Origin of the sequence: Halofilum ochraceum (assembly GCF_001614315.2) — a bacterium.
GTDB classification, from domain to species: Bacteria; Pseudomonadota; Gammaproteobacteria; order XJ16; family Halofilaceae; genus Halofilum; species Halofilum ochraceum.
Window position 1 is genome coordinate 313,412 of record NZ_LVEG02000005.1, and the last position, 22,592, is coordinate 336,003.

At 66.2% G+C, this 22,592-nt stretch carries 18 protein-coding genes and 1 tRNA gene; 1 reads left to right on the forward strand and 18 read right to left on the reverse strand.

The window, feature by feature from the left end; genetic code table 11:
• Window positions 1–89: 89 nt before the first annotated feature.
• The 6 genes from A0W70_RS07900 to A0W70_RS07925 form a co-directional block, all read right to left on the reverse strand.
• Window positions 90–1,283, reverse strand: coding sequence for an MFS transporter (locus tag A0W70_RS07900; protein ID WP_245675832.1), 1,194 nt, complete (start codon window positions 1,281–1,283; stop codon window positions 90–92).
• A 4-nt stretch (window positions 1,284–1,287) separates the two neighbouring features.
• The gene (aroC, locus tag A0W70_RS07905; protein WP_070988753.1) at window positions 1,288–2,400 is read right to left on the reverse strand and encodes a chorismate synthase; all 1,113 of its coding nucleotides are present in this window, start codon (window positions 2,398–2,400) and stop codon (window positions 1,288–1,290) included.
• A gap of 50 nt (window positions 2,401–2,450) precedes the next feature.
• Window positions 2,451–3,203, reverse strand: a complete 753-nt coding sequence (locus tag A0W70_RS07910) for a VIT1/CCC1 transporter family protein (RefSeq protein WP_070988755.1) — start codon at window positions 3,201–3,203, stop codon at window positions 2,451–2,453.
• On the reverse strand, window positions 3,200–5,341 hold the full coding sequence (locus A0W70_RS07915) for a RelA/SpoT family protein (RefSeq protein WP_070988757.1): 2,142 nt from the start codon (window positions 5,339–5,341) through the stop codon (window positions 3,200–3,202). The genes A0W70_RS07910 and A0W70_RS07915 overlap by 4 nt, the downstream gene beginning before the upstream one ends.
• A gap of 94 nt (window positions 5,342–5,435) precedes the next feature.
• The gene (locus A0W70_RS07920; RefSeq protein WP_070988759.1) at window positions 5,436–7,928 is read right to left on the reverse strand and encodes an ABC transporter permease; all 2,493 of its coding nucleotides are present in this window, start codon (window positions 7,926–7,928) and stop codon (window positions 5,436–5,438) included.
• Window positions 7,925–8,614 carry an ABC transporter ATP-binding protein gene (locus A0W70_RS07925; protein WP_070988760.1) on the reverse strand — a complete coding sequence of 230 codons (690 nt, stop codon included), beginning with the start codon at window positions 8,612–8,614 and terminating at the stop codon, window positions 7,925–7,927. The genes A0W70_RS07920 and A0W70_RS07925 overlap by 4 nt, the downstream gene beginning before the upstream one ends.
• On the opposite strand from A0W70_RS07925, the gene A0W70_RS07930 reads away from it, so the two are divergent.
• Entirely contained in the window at window positions 8,613–9,242 is a 630-nt protein-coding gene (locus A0W70_RS07930) for an arylesterase (protein WP_070988762.1), read from the forward strand. The two genes, A0W70_RS07925 and A0W70_RS07930, sit on opposite strands and share 2 nt — an antisense overlap.
• A gap of 250 nt (window positions 9,243–9,492) precedes the next feature.
• Here A0W70_RS07930 and A0W70_RS07935 read toward each other — a convergent pair whose 3' ends face one another.
• From A0W70_RS07935 to A0W70_RS07990, 12 genes are all read right to left on the reverse strand, one after another.
• The gene (locus tag A0W70_RS07935; RefSeq protein WP_070988764.1) at window positions 9,493–10,182 is read right to left on the reverse strand and encodes an HAD family hydrolase; all 690 of its coding nucleotides are present in this window, start codon (window positions 10,180–10,182) and stop codon (window positions 9,493–9,495) included.
• Entirely contained in the window at window positions 10,179–10,649 is a 471-nt protein-coding gene (tadA, locus tag A0W70_RS07940; protein WP_281182037.1) for a tRNA adenosine(34) deaminase TadA, read from the reverse strand. Before tadA ends, A0W70_RS07935 begins: the two co-directional genes overlap by 4 nt.
• Window positions 10,650–10,876: 227 nt before the next feature.
• On the reverse strand, window positions 10,877–12,958 hold the full coding sequence (gene pnp / locus A0W70_RS07945; protein WP_070988766.1) for a polyribonucleotide nucleotidyltransferase: 2,082 nt from the start codon (window positions 12,956–12,958) through the stop codon (window positions 10,877–10,879).
• 32 nt (window positions 12,959–12,990) lie between these two features.
• Window positions 12,991–13,263 (reverse strand): 30S ribosomal protein S15, encoded by a 273-nt coding sequence (gene rpsO, locus A0W70_RS07950; protein WP_070988769.1) that lies wholly within the window; start codon window positions 13,261–13,263, stop codon window positions 12,991–12,993.
• Window positions 13,264–13,350: 87 nt separating this feature from the next.
• Entirely contained in the window at window positions 13,351–14,274 is a 924-nt protein-coding gene (gene truB / locus A0W70_RS07955) for a tRNA pseudouridine(55) synthase TruB (protein WP_070988771.1), read from the reverse strand.
• 15 nt (window positions 14,275–14,289) lie between these two features.
• Window positions 14,290–14,649, reverse strand: coding sequence for a 30S ribosome-binding factor RbfA (gene rbfA, locus A0W70_RS07960; protein WP_070988773.1), 360 nt, complete (start codon window positions 14,647–14,649; stop codon window positions 14,290–14,292).
• 5 nt (window positions 14,650–14,654) lie between these two features.
• A complete protein-coding gene (gene infB, locus A0W70_RS07965) occupies window positions 14,655–17,252 on the reverse strand; it encodes a translation initiation factor IF-2 (RefSeq protein ID WP_070988775.1) in 2,598 nt (865 codons plus the stop codon).
• A 94-nt stretch (window positions 17,253–17,346) separates the two neighbouring features.
• Window positions 17,347–18,870: a transcription termination factor NusA gene (gene nusA / locus A0W70_RS07970; protein ID WP_070988777.1), complete on the reverse strand. Its 1,524-nt coding sequence runs from the start codon at window positions 18,868–18,870 to the stop codon at window positions 17,347–17,349.
• A gap of 39 nt (window positions 18,871–18,909) precedes the next feature.
• Window positions 18,910–19,371, reverse strand: a complete 462-nt coding sequence (locus A0W70_RS07975; protein WP_070988779.1) for a ribosome maturation factor RimP — start codon at window positions 19,369–19,371, stop codon at window positions 18,910–18,912.
• Window positions 19,372–19,460: 89 nt separating this feature from the next.
• Window positions 19,461–19,537: transfer RNA gene (locus A0W70_RS07980), tRNA-Met, on the reverse strand.
• A gap of 95 nt (window positions 19,538–19,632) precedes the next feature.
• Window positions 19,633–21,063 (reverse strand): NADH-quinone oxidoreductase subunit NuoN, encoded by a 1,431-nt coding sequence (gene nuoN, locus A0W70_RS07985; protein ID WP_070988781.1) that lies wholly within the window; start codon window positions 21,061–21,063, stop codon window positions 19,633–19,635.
• A gap of 17 nt (window positions 21,064–21,080) precedes the next feature.
• Window positions 21,081–22,586: an NADH-quinone oxidoreductase subunit M gene (locus tag A0W70_RS07990; RefSeq protein ID WP_070988783.1), complete on the reverse strand. Its 1,506-nt coding sequence runs from the start codon at window positions 22,584–22,586 to the stop codon at window positions 21,081–21,083.
• Between the last annotated feature and the right edge of the window lie 6 nt (window positions 22,587–22,592).

Sequence of the window (22,592 nt, forward strand, 5' to 3'; positions counted from 1 at the left end):
GTGCACACCGACTACCTGACCGCATACAGTACTGGGTCCCGCCGAAGGGCGGCAATCGGCGAAGGTACCTTTCGGACGGCAGCCACCGCTCAGGTCTTGCGGGCGGACTCCCGGTCGGGGACGCCGCGAAGCCCAAAACCGGCGACGACGAAGGCGGCTGCCGCCACCGCCGCCGCGCCGGCGAAGGTGATCGTCCCGCCGGCCACAGTCCACATCAGCCCCGCGACGAACGTCCCGACCGCCTGGCCCGCCCCGAAACTCAGACTCGAATAGAACGCCTGGCCCCGGCCCTGATGCGGACCGGTGAAGAACCGGTCGACCAGCGAGATCGCGACCGCGTGGTACAGGCCGAAGCTGGCCGCATGCAGCGTCTGGGCGGCGATCAGTACCGAGGGCCGATCGACAAAGCCCGCCACGAGCAGCCAGCGCAGCGCCGTCAGACCGAGGCTCGCGAGCAGCAGTGTCAGCGTACCGTGACGCGGCAGCAGTCGGTGCATCGCCAGAAACACGCCGATCTCGGCGATCACGCCGAGCGCCCACAGGCCACCGATCGAGAAACCGCTGTAACCGTAATCCTGGAGATGGATGCTGAAAAACGCGTAATACGGCCCGTGACTGGCCTGCATCAGAAAACAGACCAGCAGCAGCGACCATACATGCGGCCGCCGCAGGACCTCGCCGATGGAGCCATGGTCGCCATGCGCCGTGCGCCCGCCGGGCGCCGGCGGCGCGGCGAGGCTCGCGATCCACAGCCCGAAGAACACCGCCGCGACGAACCACGGAAGCGTCGTCTCCCCGAAACGGTCGAGCAGTGGGCCGATGCTGGCGGCCGTGGCGATAAACCCGACCGATCCCCACAGCCGGATCCGGCTGTAACGCTCGCGCTCGGCGCCCAGCCAGTTGAACGTGTTGGCCTCGAACTGCGGCAGCGCCGCGTTCCAGAAGAAGGAAAACAGCGCCATCGTCGCGGCGAGCCACCAGAACCCCTGGGCGAAGAACACGCCGAGGAACAGCACGAACGCCAGGCCCGACCCCAGCCGTACGATGGGCAGACGCTCGCCACGCCGATCCGCCACCCAGCCCCAGATATTCGGGGCCACGATCTTGGTCGCCGCGATGATCGCCATGAGCGAACCGATCTCGCCCGGGCTGTACCCGAGGTCGCGCAGGTAGACGCCCCAGTACGGCAGGAGCGCGCCCAGGGCCGCGAAGAAGAACAGGTAGAAGGCGGACAGTCGCCAGTACGGCACTATCGCGCCGCCGGGCGCCGTGACCGGCGTCACCGGATCAGGACCCGGAGTGGCCGGCCGGGATGATCGGGGTGACCGACTCGACGTCGGCGTTCTGGGCGCGGTGGCGCAGGGCGTGGTCGATCAGTACGAGCGCAAGCATGGCCTCGGCGATCGGCGTCGCGCGGATCCCGACACAGGGATCGTGACGCCCCTTGGTGCGCACATCGACGGCCTCGCCATCGACGTCCACGCTGCGTCCGCTCAAATGGATGCTGGAAGTCGGCTTCAGGGCCAGCGAGGCGCGGATATCCTGCCCGGTGGAGATGCCGCCCAGCACGCCGCCGGCATGGTTCGAGAGGAAGCCATCCGGCGTGATCTCGTCGCGGTGCGCGGTGCCTTTCTGCGCGACCGCCGCGAACCCGGCGCCGAGTTCGACGCCCTTGACCGCGTTGATGCTCATCAGGGCCTTCGCGATGTCCGCGTCGATGCGATCGAACACGGGCTCGCCCCACCCCGGCGGCAGCCCGGAGGCCATCACCTCGACGCGCGCGCCGGCCGAATCGCCGGACTTGCGCAGCCGATGCATGAAGGCCTCGAGGTCTTCGATCTGATCCGGGTTCGGCCAGAAAAACGGGTTGGCATCGACCGCATCCCATTCGAAGCGGGAGCGATCGAGCTCGATCTCGCCGAGCTGACTGAGATGCCCCTGGATCCGAATACCGAAGCGCTGATCGAGCCATTTCCTGGCGATGGCCCCGGCCGCCACGCGCAGTGCCGTTTCGCGCGCCGAAGAACGGCCGCCACCGCGGTAATCGCGGAAGCCGTATTTCTGTTGATAGGTGTAATCGGCATGCCCAGGACGGAACGTCCGCGCGATCTCGCTGTAGTCCTTGGACTTCTGATCGACGTTCTCGATCAACAGACCGATCGGCGTTCCGGTCGTACGGCCTTCGAAGACGCCGGAAAGGATCCGGACCTGATCAGGCTCGCGCCGCTGGGTGGTGTATTTGCTCTGGCCCGGGCGCCGCCGGTCGAGCTGATACTGCAGGTCCGCCTCGTCGAGTTCGAGCCCGGGCGGACAGCCGTCGACCACGCAGCCGAGGGCCGCGCCGTGACTCTCGCCAAAGCTCGTGACCGTGAACAGTTTGCCGAAGGTATTGCCGGACATAGGGGCGGGATTGTACTCGAAACGCGGGCGCCTGACTCTACTCCATCGCCTCAGTGTCCAGCGCCGAACAGCGTCTGGAGTGCCCAGCCCGCACCATAGGCCAGCCCTGCGGCTGCGGCCCCGGTCCAGAGTGTCTGCCATGCGGAGCGCAGGCGCGGCAGTTCCAGTCGCTGCCCTTTCACCCAGCCGATGCCCCAGAAGGCGACGGCCGCCATCACGCCACTGGCCGCAAACGCGGCACCATCCGCGATGCCCGGGACGAGGTACGGCAACAGCGGTACCAGACCGACCCCGACAAACGCCGCGAACGTAACGGCGCCGGCCCGCACCGGATCGGCGCCTTCGAGCTGCAGCCCATGCTCCTCGGTGAGCATCGTATTCACCCAGAGCCGCCGATTGCCGGTAATGGTCTCGACGATGCGTTCGAGCACATCGCCCTCGAATCCCTTCGCGGCGAAGATCTGGCGGATCTCCTCGCGTTCGCCTTCGGGGACCTGCTCGATATGACGCTCTTCGGTACGCCGCGTCTGTTCGACCCGATCGCGTTCGCTGCGGGTCCCGTGATAGTTGCTCACCGCCATGGAGAAGCCGTCGGCGAGCAGGTTGGCAAAGCCGAGTATGATCACGACCAGCGGTGACAGTGCCCCGCCGGTCGCCCCCGCGACGACGGCGAAGGTCGTCACGCAGCCATCGATCGCACCGAGCACGGCATCGGCCAGGTAATCATGACGACTGCCCCCGGCCAGGCGACGCCGGATCACATCGGGGCGATGCTGCTCGTTCGTGGCGGCGTGATCGCTCATCCGTTACGCACCGCGTCGAAGACGTTGGGCAGTTGCTGCAGACGCTGAAGTGCCCGGTCCAGCTGGGCCATATCGCGGATCTGCACGGTCAGTTCGATCCGTGCGGCGGGCGGGCGCTTCATGTGCATCTCCGCGCGGGTGACATTGACGTCATCCTCCGCCAGCACACGGGTAGCATCCCGCAGCAGGCCGGGACGATCAAACGCGTCGACGACGATATCGACGCTCCAGCGACCCTGTGGCTCCGCGGCCCCCCACTCCACCTCGATCAGCCGGTCGCGCTCCTCACCTTCGATGCGGAGGATGTTGTGGCAATCGCGTCGATGAACGGTAACCCCTCGACCGCGGGTGATGTAACCGATCACCTCGTCGCCCGGGACCGGCTTGCAGCAGTTCGCGGTGCGCGTCATGAGATCGCCCATGCCGCTGACGCGCAGCGCTTCGGATTCGTTGGCCGTACGCGCGGGGCGATGCGTGATCGCAGTTTCGTCCTCCGTGCGCGGCCGCATCAGCGTCTGCACGGCACCGGCGACCCGTGACGAACTCACCTCATTGCGCCCGAGAGCCGCCAGCAGATCGTTGCAGCGATCGTAGCCCAGTTCCCGCGCCAGTCGATCCTGCGACAGGTCCCGGGCATGCAGGCGCTTGAGTTCGCGCTCCAGCAGCGCCCGCCCGTCCTCGACATGCTGGGCGTGATCTCTTTGATTGAACCACGCCCGCACCTTGGCCCGGGCACGGCTCGTACGCAGATACCCGAGATCCTGATTGAGCCAGTCCCGGCTCGGGCGTGCCTCACGCGTGGTCAGGACCTCGACGTGATCGCCGTTGCGCAGCTGGTACGTCAGCGGCACGATCCGGCCATTGACGCGCGCACCGCGGCAGCGGTAGCCGATCTGCGTGTGCACGCTGAAGGCGAAGTCCAGGGCCGTGGCGCCCTGCGGCAGGTCGATCACCTCGCCCTTCGGGGTAAACACGAATACGCGGTCGGCGAACAGTTCGCGCCCGAAGGTCTCTCCGAACGCATCGTCGCCACCGCCCGCCTCGAGCAACGACCGCAACGCATTCACGCTCTGCTGCAGGCGCTCGTCCTCGGTACTGCCTTCCTTGTACAGCCAGTGGGCCGCCACTCCGCGCTCGGCATGTGCATCCATGGCCCATGTGCGGATCTGCACCTCGACCGGTTTTCCATCCGGGCCGATGACCGCCGTGTGCAGTGACTGGTACCCGTTTTCCTTCGGATTGGCGATGTAATCGTCGAATTCCTTCGGGATATGGGCCCAGCGTCCATGGACGGTGCCGAGCGCGGTGTAACAGTCCTGGACCCGATCCACGAACACCCGTACGGCGTGCACGTCGAACAGCTCATCGAGATCGACGTGCTTGCGCTCCATCTTCCGCCAGATGCTGTAGATGTGCTTGGGGCGCCCCTTGACCGTGAAGTCCCGCAGCCCATCTTCCTCGAGCGCGACGCGAAGCTGTTCCATGAAGGTCTCGATGAACCGCTCACGATCCGCCCGCCGTTCCGCCAGGCCGTTCGCGATACGCTTGTAGGCCTCCGGATCGAGATAGCGGAATGCGAGGTCCTCCATCTCCCATTTCAGGCGAGAGACGCCGAGGCGATTGGCCAGTGGCGCGTAGAGTTCCAGGGTCTCACGGGCGACGCGGCGACGTTCCTCGCGCCCCTCACCACCCAGGTTGCGCAAACGGCAGGTGCGATACGCCAGCCGGATCAGGACCGCGCGCACGTCCTCGGCGAGCGCCAGGATCATGCGCCGCAGGCGCTCTGCAGGTTCCCGCTCGCCGGTGGTGGGCGTGAACTCGCGGAAGGCGTTCAGCCAGCGTGCATTGCGCGCCAGGCGCGCGACCGTCGCACCGTACTCCGTTTCCAGGCCATCATCCGGCGCGGTGGTCGCCACCTCGGGCGGGCTGAGCAGTGCGGCGACGAGCGTATCGGAATCGACGCCGAGTTCTTCCAGCAGCTCCGCGACCTCGAGGCCGGTCGGCCAGCGGCCCGCTGGGGGGTTGGCGGCCATCGCCGCCCCCGCACGCTCGATTCGGTCCGCCGCCTCCGGATGACGCGCCGCGAAGGCCGTCACCCCCACGACCGGCGTCCCGCCTGGTTGGACTGCATCGTTCATCGTGACTCGAATCCGGGCCCCGTGGGCCATACGGGCAGTTCGATCGGTGCGCGAGCCTACGCCCGGCCCGAGTCGCGCGCAACGGCAACCCCGCTCACTCCCGCCGCAGCACCGCCAGTGGCCGCTCGGTCAGCAGGGACCGCGTCGCGATCAGCCCCGCGAGGGCAATCCCGATTCCGCCGCCACCGACCCCGAGCAGGAACAGCCACGGATTGAAATGGTAGGGCAGATTGAGCACGCGGTCCGTGACCGCCCAGCCGGTCAAGGCCGCACCGCTCGACGCGATCAATCCGGCCAGCGCCCCCAGCGCGACGAACTCGGCGCCGAGTATGCTGCGCACCCGACGTCGACTCGCACCGAGGGTGCGCAGCAACGCGATCTCGACCCGACGTTCGTCGCGGCTGGCCTGTACCGCGGCCACCAGCACCACAATGCCTGCGAGCACGGTGAATACAAAGACATACTCCACCGCGCGCGTACCCTGACGGATGATCGAACGGACCTGCTCCAGGATCTGTTCGACGTTCAGCACCGTGACCCCGGGGAACTCGCGTACCAGGGCATCGACCGCGCCCCGGCTCTCGGGTGGGGCGTAATAACTCGTAATCCAGGTCGCCGGTGCCCCGTCCAGCATGCCGGGCGTCGTGAGCACGAAGAAGTTCACCTTGAAGCTGTCCCACTGCACCCGGCGCAGGTTGGTCACCTCTCCGGTCACCTCCTGGCCGGCGACATTGAACGTCAGCCGGTCACCGGTCTCGACGCCCAGCACATCCGCGATACCCTCCTCGACCGACAGCGCCGGGCGTTCGCGCGCGCCGGGGTTCGACCACCACTCCCCGGCGACGATCTCGTTCTCCGGCCGATGACGTTCGGCCCAGGAGAGATTGAATTCGCGCTCCACCAGGCGCCGTGCACGACCTTCCGCGAAGGACTCCGGCTCCACCGGATTATCGTTGATGGCCCGTAACCGACCGCGGATCATCGGATAAAAGCCGGCCGGTTCGATTCCGGCATCGCGCAGACGGTTCTTCACGGCATCGACATCATCCGGCTGCACGTTGACCATGAACTGGTTCGGGGCATCGGGCGGCACGTCATTACGCCAGGCCTCGAGGACATCGACACGGACCACGGCCAGCAGCAACAGGGCCAGCAGACCCAGGCCGAATCCGACCATCTGGACCGTACTGGTCCGCGGCCGCCGCGCCAGGTTGGCGAGACCGAAGCGCCAGCCGCTGACCGCCCGTCCCCGCAGACGCCCGACCAGCCGCACCAGACCGGCGGCGGCCAGTCCGAGCACCAGCAGCATCCCGAGTGTCCCCAGCAGAATCCAGCGCGCGAGCGCCGGGTCGCCCGCCTGATAAAACACGAGCACGGCCAGCGCCGCGATCGCGAGGCCCAGGGCGGCGAGCACGGACGGTTCCGGGGTCGTCGCCGAGCGCTGCAGGACCCGCATGACCGGTACGCGGCGGATACGGAGCACGGGCACCAGACCGAAACCGACCAGCGTGATCAGACCCGCCGCCAGGCCAACACCCACCGGGCGCAGCGAGGGCGGCGGCAGGGAATCCCCGAACCACGCCCCGACCAGGGACACGAGGCCATTCTGGGCCAGCCATCCGACGCCGATCCCGACCGCGCTCGCCGCCAGCCCGACCACACCGAGACGCAGGAGCAGCGTGGTGAGCACGAGCCGCTGGCGGGCGCCGAAACAGCGCAGCAGAGCACTGGCATCCGCCTCGCGGCCGGCGAGGGAATGCGCGGCCACGGCCACTGCCGCGCCGGCGAGGACCACCGCCATGATCGCGGCAAGGCCGAGGAATGCGCGCGCCCGCTCCAGTGCGGCACGCATCTCGGGACGCGCGTTCTCCACGCCCTGTACCTCGACGCCCGGCGGAGCATTCGCGTCGATCCAGGCGCGGAAACGCCCAAGCGCTTCCGGCGCCCCCGCGACCAGCAGATGGGCATCGAAGCGACTCGCCTCCGAGATCAGGCCGGTCGAGTCCAGATCCGCGCGGTTGAACATCAACCGCGGCGCAAGCTGGAACAGCGAGCCCGAGCGATCGGGTTCCTGCGCGATCGAGGCGGCGACCCGCAACTCGCGTTCGCCGACCTGGATGCGATCACCGACCGCCACACCCAGGCGGGCGAAAAGGCGTGGATCGAGCCAGACCGTCCCCGGCTCGGGTACCCCCTCGGCCGGACGTTCTTCGCCATACGCCCGGTCAGAGAGCAGCACTTCGCCGCGCAACGGGTAACCCGGTCCGACCGCCTTGACCGATGTCAGTTCGCTGCCCGCGTCCGTTACGACCACCGTCGGAAAGGTCACGAACCCACTGGTATTCAGTCCTTCGGCTCGCGCGCGCTCGCGCCAGGTCTCCGGGATCGGATCGTCGGACTCCAGTACCAGATCGGCGCCGATCAACGTGGTCGCACGCTGGCCCATCGCCTGGTCGACCCGGTCGGTGAAAAAACCGACCGCGGTGAGTGCACCGACGGCGACCGCCAGGGCCATCGCGAGGACCCGCATTTCGCGGCTGCGCAGATCCCGCGGAAGCGCGCGGAGCGCGAAACCGATGGCCTTCACGCCACGGCCTCCATCAGATGACCGTCTTCCATGCGCAGGCGCCGGTCGCAGCGCTGTGCCACGGCTTCGTCATGGGTCACGAGCACGAGGGTCGTGCCGCGTTCGGCGCGCAGTTCGAACAACCGGTCGATCACGGCCGCCCCGGTGCGCCCATCCAGGTTCCCGGTCGGTTCATCCGCGAACAGCAGCTGCGGATCGGGAGCGAACGCGCGCGCCAGGGCCACCCGCTGCTGTTCGCCGCCCGACAGCTCATTCGGGCGGTGACGCAGCCGCGCCCCGAGCCCGACCTGCTCCAGCGCGGCCCGCGCCGTCTCGGCAACATCGGACCGATCGGCGAGTTCGAGTGGCAGCATCACGTTCTCCAGCGCGCTCAGTCCCGGCACGAGCTGGAATGACTGGAACACGAACCCGACGCGTCCGGCGCGCAGCGCCGCCCGGCCATCTTCGTCGAGCGCCGAAAGCGACTGACCGAACAGCGCCACATCGCCCTCGCTCGGCGCGTCGAGGCCCGCCAACAGCCCCAGCAGGGTCGATTTTCCGGAACCCGAGGGGCCGAGCACCGCCACGGCCTCCCCTCGCGGGACTTCAAGCGCGATTCCGTCCAGAATGGTCAGGCCGGCGTCGGGGCCGCCCACACGCCGCGTCAGGTTACTCGCTTGCAGAATCTTTCCGGAGTCATTGCCCATGCGTCTGGTCCTTGTGCTTGTTCTGCTGCTGTCGTCGCTGCCGCTGAGCGCGAAAGAGGATCGGCCGACCATCCTGGTGGTCGGCGACAGTATCAGTGCCGGTTACGGCGTCGCCGTGGACGACGGCTGGGTCGGTCGCCTCAGCTCGCGCCTCGACGCGAAGGATTACCCGCACCGTGTGGTCAACGCGAGCATCACCGGCGATACGACCAGTGGCGGTCGCGCGCGCCTCCCCGATGCCCTCGATCGCCACGAGCCTGCGATCGTGGTGATCGAACTCGGTGGCAACGATGGCCTGCGCGGGCAACCGCTGGAGGCCATGCGAGCCAACCTGCGGGCGATGATCGAGGCGGCCCGCGGTGCCGGCGCACGTGTCCTGCTCCTCGGGATACGCCTGCCGCCCAATTACGGCCGTGCGTATATCGACCGGTTCATCGGTGTCTACGAGGCACTCGCCGAGGATACCGGAGTCGCTCTCGTTCCCCGTGTGCTGGACGGCGTCGGCGAACGCCGTGAGTTCATGCAGGACGACGGCATTCATCCGAACGCGGATGGGCATGAAGTCATCCTCGACAACGTCTGGCCCACCCTGCTGCCACTGCTGAAGGCGACCAGCGGAGCAACCTGAGGAACGGTAAAAGTATCCCTGCACCGGCTTTTGATGATCCTCCCCCATTCCTGTCGTTCAACGCCGGCATGAGACCCGCGCAGGCCGGCTTGCGACCTAAGGTATCGCTGCGAGGCGCCGAAGGCGACGCGGCAGGAGCCAGCCGGCTGACCTCGATTCGGCCTCGAACAACGGCATGCCGGGTGTTGCCTGACGGCAGAAGCCGGCCTACGGCCGAGGGGCTCCGGACCAGGCCCCATATTCTCGCGGCTCATTCCGCGAACAGATCCGGCAGCCGACTGAGCGTCTCGTCCTCGTGGTGGGCCCGGCGCAGGTCCGCCGGCCACTCCCGCCCCTCACGGTTGATCCAGAATGCGCGTGCGCCGAAGCGGCGCGCTGCATGGACATCGCGCAACGGGTCATCACCGACATGCAGCAGTTCTCCCGGCCGGATGCCCAGCTCCCCGCAAGCCCGCTCGAACATGGCCGGATCCGGTTTCGGTGCGCCCACATCCGCGGCCGACAGCGCCACCTCGAACCAGTCGCCAATACCCGCCCGATGCACATCGGCGTTGCCGTTCGTCAGGGCGATCAGGCGGAACCGGCCCGCCAGGCGTTCCAGTACCGGATAGACGTCCGGGTACAACTCGACCCGATGGCGCTCATCGAGGAAGACCTCGACCGCCGCGTCGGCGAGGCCGGCATCGTAACCGGCCCTGCGCGTATGCCATACCAGCGTTTCGTGCCGAAGGCGGGTCAGGTCCGCCTGCAGATCGGGTCGCACCGCCGCCGTCTCCATCCGCACCTCGCGCATGGCCTCCAGATCGTACTCGGCCGTGATGCGCGGACAGTGCTTCCGCAGCCAGTCATACACCGCCTCCTCCGCGCGCCCGATCACGTCGTCACACGCCCACAGCGTATCGTCGAGATCGAACGAGATCGCCCGCGGCACGCTCTTCATTGCGTTACGGTCCGACGCCGCGCGCGGAAAAACGATCGCAGTTCGTCGCCACAGGCGTCTCCGAGCACACCGCCGTCTACCCGCACGCGGTGATTATGGGCCGGCGCGGCGGCGAGATTGAAGACCGACCCGGCCGCCCCCGTTTTCGGATCCGTCGCCCCGAACACGAGCCGAGCGACCCGTGCGTGCACGATCGCGCCGATGCACATCGGGCACGGCTCGAGCGTGACGTACAGGGTCGTACCCGGCAGGCGGTAATTGCCGACCGCGGCCGCGGCCTCGCGCAGGGCCATGATCTCCGCGTGGGCCGTCGGGTCGTGCGCCGCAACCGGACCATTGCATCCACGGCCAAGGATTTCGCCATCGCGGACAAGAACCGCGCCCACCGGCACCTCACCGTTGGCACCCGCGCGGCGGGCCTCCGCGAGCGCTATTTCCATCCAGTCCCGGTCCACCGACTCATCCACGGCGGTCTCTCCATCCTGTCGTCGTTCCACCAGCGGGCATTGGGCCCCGTGTCTGTCAATATCGGGGCAGCGCCGCGCAACCTCAAGCGGTCACCCAGGCCCGAACCCGGCAATCGTTCGTACGGGCAAGCCGAGTCGATTCGGGATACCCCGTCAACCGTCGACCCCCGGGCATAAAAAAAGGGGCCCGAGGGGCCCCTTTTCTCCTTCCGCGGATCCATTCCGCGTCAGGCGGCGTCGACCGCTTTCATCGACAACCGGATCCGTCCCTGCTTGTCCACTTCCAGCACCTTCACCCGGACGGTATCACCTTCGGCGAGCTTGTCGGTCACGCTCTGCACGCGTTCGTCCGAAATCTGGGAGATATGAACGAGTCCGTCCTTGCCAGGCAGGATGTTCACGAAGGCACCGAAGTCCATGATCTTGGCGACACGGCCTTCGTATACGCTCCCGACCTCGACATCCGCGGTCAACTGCTCGATCCGCCGCTTGGCCTCTTCGGCCGCCGCCTTGTCGGCGGACGCGATCTTGATCAGACCATCGTCGCCGATATCGATCGTCGCACCGGTCTCTTCAGTCATGGACCGGATGACGGAGCCACCCTTGCCGATCACCGAAGCGATCTTTTCCGGATCGATCTTCACCGTGATGAAACGCGGCGCATACTCGGAGAGTTCGGCACGCGCGGCACCGATCTCCTGATTCATGATGCCGAGGATATGCAGCCGGCCCTCGCGCGCCTGCGCCAGCGCCTGTTCCATGATCTCACGGGTGATCCCGTCGATCTTGATGTCCATCTGCAGCGCCGTGACGCCCTGCTCGGTGCCCGCGACCTTGAAATCCATGTCGCCGAGATGGTCCTCGTCGCCCAGGATGTCGGACAGCACGGCGAACCCGTCGTCCTCCTTGATCAGGCCCATCGCGATACCCGCGACCGGGGCCTTGATCGGTACACCGGCGTCCATCAGCGCAAGGCTCGTGCCACAGACGCTGGCCATCGAACTGGAGCCGTTCGATTCCGTGATCTCCGAGACCACGCGAATGGTGTACGGGAAATCATCATCGCTCGGCATGACGCCGGAGATCCCGCGCTTCGCGAGTTTGCCGTGACCGATCTCACGACGCTTCGGGCCGGCCATGAAACCGGTCTCGCCGACGCAGTACGGCGGGAAGTTGTAGTGGAGCATGAACGGTTCGCGGTATTCGCCCTCAAGGGCATCCACGAACTGCGCATCCCGACCCGTGCCCAGCGTCGCCACCACGACCGCCTGGGTCTCGCCGCGCGTGAAGATCGATGAGCCATGGGTACGCGGCAGGCAGCTCGTCTCGACCTCGATCGGTCGGATGCTGCGGTTGTCGCGCCCGTCGATCCGTGGCTGGCCCTCGATGATCCGGCCACGCACCAGCTTCTTCTCGAGCGCGCCGAAGGCCTCTTTCACCTCGTCGGCCGACCACTGGGCGTCTTCGGCACCGGACAGCTGCTCGACCACGGAATTGCGCAGTTCGCCCACGCGTTCCTGGCGTTCCAGCTTGTCGGAAACCCCATAGGCCTCGCCCAGCGCGTTTTCGCAGGCATCGGCGACGGCTCGGTCGAGAGCGGGATCCCGTTCCTTCGCCTGCCAGTCCCACTTGGGCGCTCCGGCCTCGGCAACCAGTTCGTTGATGGCGTTGATCGCTACCTGCATCTGCTCATGGCCGTAGGTCACGGCCCCGAGCATGGTCTCCTCGGACAGCATCTGCGCTTCGGACTCGACCATCAGCACGGCGTTGTCGGTGCCGGCGACGACCAGATCGAGATCCGACTCGGCCAGCGCGCTGCGCGACGGGTTGAGCATGTACTCGCCGTCGCGGTAGCCCACGCGCGCACCGCCGATCGGGCCCGCGAAGGGCATACCCGACAGCGCCAGCGCGGCCGAGGCACCGATCATCGCCGGGATGTCCGGATCGACCTCCGGGTTCATCGACATGACCGTCGCAATGACCTGGACCTCGTTGGTGAATCCTTTGGGGAACAGCGGGCGGATCGGGCGATCGATGAGGCGGGAGGTGAGCGTTTCCTTTTCGGTCGGACGGCCTTCGCGCTTGAAGAAGCCGCCAGGCACTTTGCCGGCGGCATACGTCCGTTCCTGGTAGTTGATGGTCAGAGGAAAGAACGGTTTACCCGGATCCGCCTCACGCCGGCCCACGGCGGTCACGAGCACCACCGTATCCGACATGTTCACCCAGACCGCACCGGACGCCTGCCGCGCTACCTTGCCGGTCTCGAGGCGTACCGTCTGGTCGCCGTACTGAAACTCTTTACGATGCACTGACAATGTTGTTCTCCGGATCGAAGGCGGGATCAGCGACGCAGACCAAGTTGCTGAATCAGATCCTGATAACGCTGGCGATCATTGCGTTTGAGATAGTCCAGCATCTTGCGGCGCTGGCTGACCATCTTCAGCAACCCGCGGCGCGAATGGTGATCGTGCTTGTGGGTACCGAAATGCTCGGTCAGATGGGAAATGCGCGCGGACAGCAGGGCTACCTGCACCTCGGGCGACCCGGTGTCGCCTTCCTCACGCCCGTGTTTCTCGACGATCTTGGCCTTCTCTTCGGCACTCAGACAGGACATCGCTCAGTTGCTCCTCAAACCAACTCCAGACAAACCCCTATTGTAACAGCCGCGGGGGGCCGCACAAGACAGGGAATACGCTTAATTTCACAGGTTCATCAGGCGCTTGGGCGCCACCCGGCCATCGCTGGCGATACGCCCCATGCCCAGAAACCCGTCATCGCGGCCATACAGCCGCACCAGACCCGCGGTCGGGGCCCGCGGCACCTGAACCGCCTGCCCCTGCCGGATAAAACCCGCCAGATCCGGCCCGAGATCCACCCGCGGCCAGGCCTGCAATGCGCTGTCGATCGGCAGCAGATGCCGATCGAGTTGCTGCGCGCCCCCTGGTTCACCCGCAGCTTCCGACTCGAGTTCTTCCAGGGTGATCAGTGCATCGTCGGCGAACGGGCCCGCGCCGGTGCGCCGCAGCGCGGTCACGTGCGCGCCGCAGCCGAGCGCCGCCCCGAGGTCTTCCGCCAGCGTGCGCACGTACGTGCCCTTCGCGCAGTGGACCTCGAACTGTGCATCACGACCGTCAAAGGCCAGCAGATCAAGACGGTGAATCACGGTCGCGCGCGGGCTGCGCTCGATGTCGATCCCCCTGCGCGCATATTCATACAGGGGCCGACCCGCGTGCTTGAGCGCCGAGTGCATGGGGGGCAACTGCAGGATTTCCCCCCGCAGCCCTTCCAGCGCGGTCTCGATACGATCGCTGTCGACCGCCTCTACCGGACTGGTCGCAAGCAATTCACCGTCGGCGTCGCCGCTGTCAGTGGTTTCCCCGAACCGGGCCGTGAACCGGTACCGCTTGTCCGCCTCCAGCAGGAAGGCCGACACTTTCGTCGCTTCGCCCAGGCAGATCGGGAGCAGGCCGGTCGCGAGGGGATCCAGGCTCCCGGTGTGGCCCGCCCGCGACGCGTCGAACAGTCGCTTGACGCGCTGCAGTGCCCGATTGGAGGACATACCACCGGGCTTATCCAGCAGCAGGATGCCATGTACCGCGCGCCCGCGCTTATTGCGTCGCCCCAACGCCTGGACCCCGGGTCAGTCGTCGTCACGCCTGTCGCGCTCCTCGCGCAACAGCCGCTCAACGCGATCAACCCGGTCCAGGGTCGCGTCGTACTGGAAGACGAGGCGTGGGACCGAGCGCAATTCAAGCCGCCCGCCGAGCCGGCCGCGAAGAAAACCGGAAGCCCGGTTGAGCGCCGCGACGGTCGTTTCCGGTTCGTCCGTTTCCAGCACGGTCACGAACACCTTCGCATGCCCGAGGTCGGGGCTTACGTCCACGCTCGATACCGTCACCATCCCGACCATGCGCGGATCCTTGACCGTCCTGATCAGGCCACCGAGCTCGCGCTGGATCTGGTCAGCGACACGGTACCGGCGCGGATAATCACGTGGCATCGGCGTCAGACCGTCCGGGCGACCTCGGTCCGCTCGAAGACCTCGATCTGGTCGCCGGCACGCACGTCGGTGTAGTTGCGCACGCCGATACCACACTCGGTACCCATGCGGACCTCGCTGACGTCATCCTTGAACCGTCGCAGGGACTCGAGCTCGCCTTCGTAGATCACGACATTGTCGCGCAGGACACGGATCGGGGCGCTCTTGCGGACCACGCCATCGACCACCAGGCAGCCGGCAATCTGGCCGAACTTCGGTGACTTGAATACGTCCTTCACTTCCGCGAGGCCGATGATCTGTTCGCGGATCTCCGGTTCCAGCATGCCGCTGATCTGTGACTTGACGACATCGATCACGTCGTAGATCACGCTGTGATAGCGCACCTCGATATCGTGTTCATCGACCAGCTTCCGGGCCGCCGAATCGGTCCGGGTGTTGAAGCCGACCAGAACGGCATTCGAGGCAATGGCCAGATTGACGTCGGACTCGTTGATCCCGCCGACACCACCGCCGATCACCTTGACCTTGACCTCGTCGCCGGACAGCTTCTCCAGCGAGTCGCGCAGCGCCTCGTAACTGCCCTGCACGTCCGCCTTGACCACGCAGTTGATGACCTTGGTCTCGTCTTCCCTGATCTGGGAGAAGATATCCTCCGCCGAGGTCGCCTGGCGCTGGGCCAGGCGCTGGTCGCGCGAGCGTTCGCGCCGGAACTCGGCCAGTTCGCGCGCCTTGCGCTCATCGGCCACGACCGCCATATCGTCGCCCGCCCCGGGTGCGTTCGACAGCCCCAGGAGCACCGCCGGCATCGATGGACCGGCCGAATCGATTTTCTTGCCGGCTTCGTCGAACATCGCGCGGACACGGCCGTACTCGCTGCCACACAGCACGATGTCGCCACGGTGCAGGCGGCCGCTCTGGACGAGAACCGTCGCGACCGGGCCGCGGCCCTTCTCGACCGTCGCCTCGACCACCACGCCGCGCGCCGGTCCTTCCGGCGGCGCCTTCAGTTCGAGCACTTCGGCCTGCAGCAGGATCGAATCGATCAGACCGTCGATCCCCTCACCCTTGAGCGCCGAGACGTTGGCGAAGATCGTATCTCCACCCCACTCCTCCGAGATCACCTCATGCTGTGACAGCTCGTTGCGGACGCGATCCAGATCGGCCCCTTCCTTGTCGATCTTGTTAACGGCCACGACCAGCGGTACCTCGGCGGCCCGCGCGTGCTGAATGGCCTCGATCGTCTGCGGTTTCACACCGTCGTCGGCCGCGACCACCAGGACCACGATATCGGTCGCCTGGGCCCCGCGGGCACGCATCGCCGTGAACGCGGCGTGCCCGGGCGTGTCGAGGAACGTTACGGTGCCGTTCGGCGTCTCGACGTGATAGGCGCCAATATGCTGCGTGATGCCACCGGCCTCGCCCGCGGTCACCTTGGTGCGGCGGATATAGTCGAGCAACGAGGTCTTGCCGTGGTCGACGTGGCCCATGACCGTAATCACCGGCGGCCGCGTAACCGGCTCCGCGGTCTGCTCCGGAACCACGTCCTGGGTCAGGGCCTCCTCGACGTCGCTGTCGGACTGCGGGATCGGGGTATGCCCCATCTCCTCGACCAGCAACAAAGCGGTTTCCTGATCGAGCGTCTGGTTGATGGTCGCCATGACGCCCATGCCCATCAACGCCTTGATCAGTTGCGGCGCCTTGACGGCCATCTGGTTGGCCAGATCGCCGACGGTAATCGTTTCCGGGACGGACACCTCACGCTTGACCGGCGCGGTTGGTTTCTCGAAACCATGTTTCGACCCGGTATGCACCGGCGCCGCGCGGGAGGTCTTCTGTTTCTTGTCACGCCGCTTGCCCGACTTGCCCTTGGCGACATGCAGCTCATCGGGCCCCTTCGCGCGGTCGTCGTCGCCGCGGGCACCGCGGCGCTTGCCGCCGCGCCGGCGATCGTCACGCCCGCGTTCGGACTTGCCGGCGCTCTCGGGCGCAGGCGCGGCCGGAGCCGGCTCGGGCTGAGCCGCGGCGGCGGTGCGCTCGCGCTCCTGCCGCTCTTTCTCTTCGGCCTCGCGCCGTGCCTGCTCTTCGGCTTCGCGCTTCTGGCGCTCTTCCTCTTCCTGCGCGCGTCGCTGCGCCTCTTCACGCTCCTGGCGCTGGCGTTCTTCCTCGGCGCGCTTCGCCTCTTCCGCCGCGAGCCGTTTCTCCTCCTGCTCGCGAAGCTCCTCTTCCTTGCGCTGGCGCTCGGCCTCGGCCTGTTCGCGGCGCTCCTGGTCGGCCCCCGTTGCCACGCTGCGCTTGACGTACGTGCGCTTGCCGCGGACTTCCACGTTGACCGCCTTGCGACCGCCCGCGCCACCGACCTTGAGCTCGCTGGTGCGCTTGCGACGGAGGGTGATCCGGCTCGAATCGCTCTCCTCCGAAGAGCCTGCCGTACCCACGCGACCATGCGACTGGCGCAGGTACTCAAGCAGCTTCATTTTCTCTTCGTCATTGACCGTGTCCTCGGCACTTGATTTGCCGACGCCCGCTTCGCCCAGCTGCTCGAGCAGACGCTCGACCGGCGTGCCGACCACACCTGCCAATTGCTTGACGGTCACCTCTGCCATGCATTTACCCCTTCATACCACCGGGATGTCACCCGATCGGCCCCGCCGATGCGGGCGCCCCGTCACTTCCGCCGGCCATACGCCGGCAGGCGGCTCACCCCGGTTGCCCGGTGGTGGCCTCTTCGGTCTGCTCTTCGGCAAACCAGGGTTCGCGTGCCTTCATGATCATGCGCGCGGCCCAGTCCTGTTCGATCCCCTCGATCTCGAGGAGATCGTCCACGGCCTGTTCCGCGAGATCGTCCAGGGTCGTAATGCCCTGCGCTGCGAGCTTCCACGCAATCGTGGGATCCATGCCCTCCATGCCCAGCAGTTCCGCGCTCGGCTCTTGATCGCCCAGCGCCTCTTCGCTCGCGATCGCCCGGGTCAGCAGCGCGTCGCGTGCACGGTTGCGCAGTTCCGCGACGATGTCCTCGTCGAATTCCTCGATCTCGAGGAGTTCCGATTCCGGCACATAGGCCACTTCCTCGGTGCTCGTGAAGCCCTCCTGCACCAGAATGCTCGCGACTTCCTCGTCGACCGTGAGCTGCTCCTGGAACATCTGCCGCGTCGTCTGCGACTCCTGCTCCGTTTTCTCCTCCGCCTGCTGTTCATCCATGACATTCAGGGTCCAGCCGGTCAGCTCGCTCGCGAGGCGGACATTCTGGCCATTGCGGCCGATCGCCAGGGAGAGCTTCTCCGACTCGATCACCAGATCCATCGTGTTCTTGTCTTCGTCGACCACGATCGAAGTCACATCGGCCGGGGACATCGCATTGATCACGAACTGCGCCGGATTCTCGTCCCAGAGGATGATATCCACCCGCTCGCCGGCCAGCTCGTTGGAGACCGTCTGCACGCGCGAACCGCGCATACCCACGCAGGCGCCGACGGGATCAAGCCGGGCATCCTTGGACAACACGGCGATCTTGGCCCGCAGTCCGGGATCACGCGCGGCTCCCTTGATCTCGATCAGGCCCTGCCCGACTTCCGGCACTTCGAGCTTGAACAGCTCGATCAGCAGTTCCGGCGCGGTGCGGCTGACGAAGAGCTGCGGCCCACGCGGCTCGTTGCGTACGTCCTTGAGGAAACCGCGGACGCGGTCGCCCGGCCGCACGGCCTCACGCGGGATCATCTCCTCACGCGGCACGAACGCCTCGGCATTGTTGCCGAGGTCCAGATACATCCCCGAGCGCTCGACCCGTTTGACGATACCCATCAGGAGCTCGCCCACGCGCTCGCGATAGGCCTCGGCGACGCGCTCACGCTCGGCCTCGCGCACCTTCTGCACGATCACCTGCTTGGCGGTCTGCGCGGCGATGCGCCCGAACTCGACCGGTTCCATCGGCTCTTCGACGAATTCCCCGACCTCTTTCTCCGGTTCGTCGGCACGGGCCGCAGAGAGCGAGATCTGGCGAGTCGGCGCGTCCTGCTCATAGTCGTCCTCGACGACCTCCCAGAGCCGGAACGCCTCGTAATCGCCCGTCTCCCGGTCGATCGCCACCCGCGCGTCGATATCGCCCCCGTGTTTCTTACGGGTGGCGGATGCCAGCGCCGATTCGAGCGCCTCGAAGATTACTTCCTTGTCGACCGCCTTCTCGTTGGAAACGGTGTCGACCACCAGCAGGATGTCTTTGTTCATACCCTTGCCACTCAAACAGCGAATTGCGAAATGGGCGCGTCAGAGTTCAACGACCAGGTGCGCCTCTTCGACGGCGTCCAGCGGTAACCGCCACGTTTCGTCATCGACCTCGATCAGGAGCGACACCCCCTCGACGCCACCGAGCACGCCCTTGAAGCGCTTGCGACCCTCGGGGATGGCGCCGGCGGCGATCCGAACGAACGCCTGCTGCCCCGAGAAACGTTCGAAATCGGCCGCCTCGAACAGCGGCCGATTGATCCCCGGCGAGGACACCTCCAGCGTGTAGGCATCCCGGATCGGCTCATCCACGTCGAGCGCGGCCGAGACCCGTTCGCTGACCGCCGCGCAGTCGTCGACATCGATCCCGTCCGCGGCATCGATGTACACGCGCAGGAGGCCGTTACCGGAGCCGCCGCCGTATTCCACGCCGACGAGTTCGTAGCCCATGCCACGTACGACCGGCTCGACACAGCCGAGAATCGCGCTGGAGGCACGCCGCATTACGACACCCCGTTCAAGACACGCCGAAAATTTTTCCGCCGGGAATAAAAAGGCCCCTGAAAAGGGGCCTCTTGAGAATCCCGAAATCTTGGTAGCGGGGGCAGGATTCGAACCTGCGACCTTCGGGTTATGAGCCCGACGAGCTGCCAGACTGCTCCACCCCGCAACCGCAAGAGCGGATTCTAGTTATCGAACGGGGACAACGCAACCCCTTTCCGCAAACACGCCCGGCGAAATCGGGTCACGCCCCTTGCCGACGGCTTACCAGGAGACCGCGGCGAGGCACCACGACATGAGTGCCGCCGGGTACAGGCCGAGGGCCAGCATGGACAGGCCATTGACGGACAGCGCCGCGCGCAATCCGGTCCCCTCCTGGAAGCCCCCGGTCTCCTCCGGCTCGTCGAAATACATCAGCTTGACGACCCGCAGGTAGTAGAACGCCCCGACGACCGAGAAGACGACGGCTACGATCGCCAACCAGATCTCGTCGACCTGGACGACCGCCCGGAGCACCGACAGCTTCGCGTAGAAGCCGGCAAACGGCGGCACCCCCGCCATCGAGAACATAATGAAAAGCATCATCAGGGCGAACCACGGGCTGCGCGCATTGAGCCCCCGGAAATCATCGAGCTGCTCGGCCTCGAGGCCCCGGCGGCTCAGGAGGATGATCATGCCAAACGCCCCGGCGGTCACCAGCGCATAGAAGATCACGTAGAACATCGCCGCCGAATAACCCTGGGCCGTACCGGCGAGGAGGCCCAGCAGAATGAAGCCGACATGGGAGATCGTGGAGTACGCCAGCATGCGCTTGAGGTTCGTCTGGGCGATGGCCACGACATTACCCAGCACCAGCGAGAGCACGGCGAGGACGGCCAGCATGACCTGCCAGTCGGCCTGCAGCACACCCAGGCCCTCCGCCAGCATGCGCATGAACAGCGCGAACGCCGCCACTTTCGGCGCGGAGGCGATATACAGTGCCACGGCCGTCGGCGCGCCCTCGTACACGTCCGGAACCCACGCGTGAAACGGCACGGCCCCGAGCTTGAACGACAGACCGACGATGATGAAGATCAACCCGAGCAGCGCCCCGATCTGGTCGACGCCATGACGGATCAGGTAGTTGTGGATCTCGATGACCTCGAGCGAACCGGTGAGCCCGTAGATCAGCGACATCCCGTACAGCAGCATCCCCGAGGCGAACGCACCGAGCACGAAATACTTCATCGCCGCCTCGCTCGCCCGCGGCGAGTCCCGGTTGAATGCAACCAGGGCGTATTGGCAAAGCGACAGCAGCTCCAGCCCGAGATAGATCGTCAGCATGCTGTAGCCGGAGATCATGATCAGCATGCCGAGCAGACCGAACAGCCCGAGCGCGAAATACTCGCCGTTATACAGCCCCCGCGCAGCGAGATACGGCCGCGAATAGACGAACACGAAGAACGTGAGCACGATCACGGTCAGTTTCAGCAGGAGGCTCATCGGATCGGCGATATACGACCCGCCGAAGAGGATACGCACCCCATCCGGCTGACCCACCACCGTGGCGACGAGCGTCGCCACCAATGCCGCGAGCGCGAACACGAATGTCGTGTCCCGGCGTTCGGGGGGAACGAAGAGATCGACGACGAGCACGACACACGCGCCGATGGCCAGCGTGATCTCGGGTAGCAGCGGCAGAAACTGACTTGTCATCGCGATGCCGTTCCCGTTCAGAGTTTGGATTGCGCGACCTGCGCAATAAGCTTGTCTACGGCCGGGTGCATGACCTCGACCAGCGGTGCCGGCCACAGGCCCAGCGCCAGGACCGTCACGGCCAGCAGCGCGAGCACAGCGAACTCTCGCGGGCCGATATCCCGGAGCGCGCCGACATTCTCGTTAGCGACCGGCCCGAACACCACCCGCTTGACCATCCACAGCGTGTAAGCCGCACCGAGAATCAGGGTCAGTGCCGCCAGTGCGGCCAGCCAGAAGTTCGCATGGAACGTGGCGAGGATCACCATGAACTCCCCGACGAACCCTGAAGTCCCCGGCAGTCCGGCGTTGCTGAGGGCGAACAGGACCAGGAAGGACGCGAACACCGGCATGGCATTCACGACGCCGCCATAGTCCGCGATCATCCGCGTGTGCATGCGGTCATAAAGCACGCCGACACAGAGGAAGAGCGCGGCCGATATCAGACCGTGCGAGACCATCTGCACGATCGCGCCTTCGACGCCCAGGCGCGCCCCGGCCGCTTCCGGCGAGTCGGCCACCAGCAGGAATACGATGAAGGTGCCCAGCGTGACGAAGCCCATGTGCGAGATCGAGGAATACGCGATCAGCTTCTTCAGATCCTTCTGCGCCAGCGCCACGAAACCGATGTAGACCACCGCGATCAGCGACAGGGCGATCATCACCCCGGCGAGCTCGTGCCCCGCATCCGGGGCGATCGGGAGGCTCAGGCGGAGGAACCCGTACCCCCCCATCTTCAGCATGATGGCGGCCAGGATCACGGACCCCCCGGTCGGCGCCTCGACGTGCGCATCGGGCAGCCAGGTATGCACGGGCCACATCGGAATCTTGACCGCGAACGCCAGGAACAGCGCCACGAAGATCCAGATCTGTTCCGGCATCGACAGCCGCAGCAGATGCAGCTCCTGCAGATCGAACGTGCCCGACTGGTAGTAGAGGTAGACCAGCGCCACCAGCATCAACACCGAGCCGAGGAACGTGTACAGGAAGAACTTCAGGGTCGCGTACACGCGATTCGGCCCGCCCCATGCCCCGATGATCAGGAACATCGGGATCAACTGGGCCTCGAAGAAGACGTAGAACAGGACCGCGTCCAGTGCCGCGAACACCCCGATCATCACGCCCTCGAGGATCAGGAACGAGGCCATATACTGCGACACGCGCTTCTCGATCGAGCCCCAGCCCGCGATCACGACCAGTACCGTGACGAAACTCGTCAACAGGATCAGTGGCAGCGAGATCCCGTCGATGCCCAGGTGATAATTGATATTGAAACTCGGCAACCACGGCAGGAACTCACGGAACTGCATCGCCTGCGTGGTGGTATCGAACCCGGTGTAGAGCGGGATCGTCACACCGAACGTGGCGATCGCGAACAGCAACGCGAGCCGACGCGCACCCTGTTCGCCGGACATGAGTACGATCACGCCCCCGAGGATGGGCAGCCAGATGGAGAGGCTCAGCAGTGGCCAGTCGGCAAACATCACGCG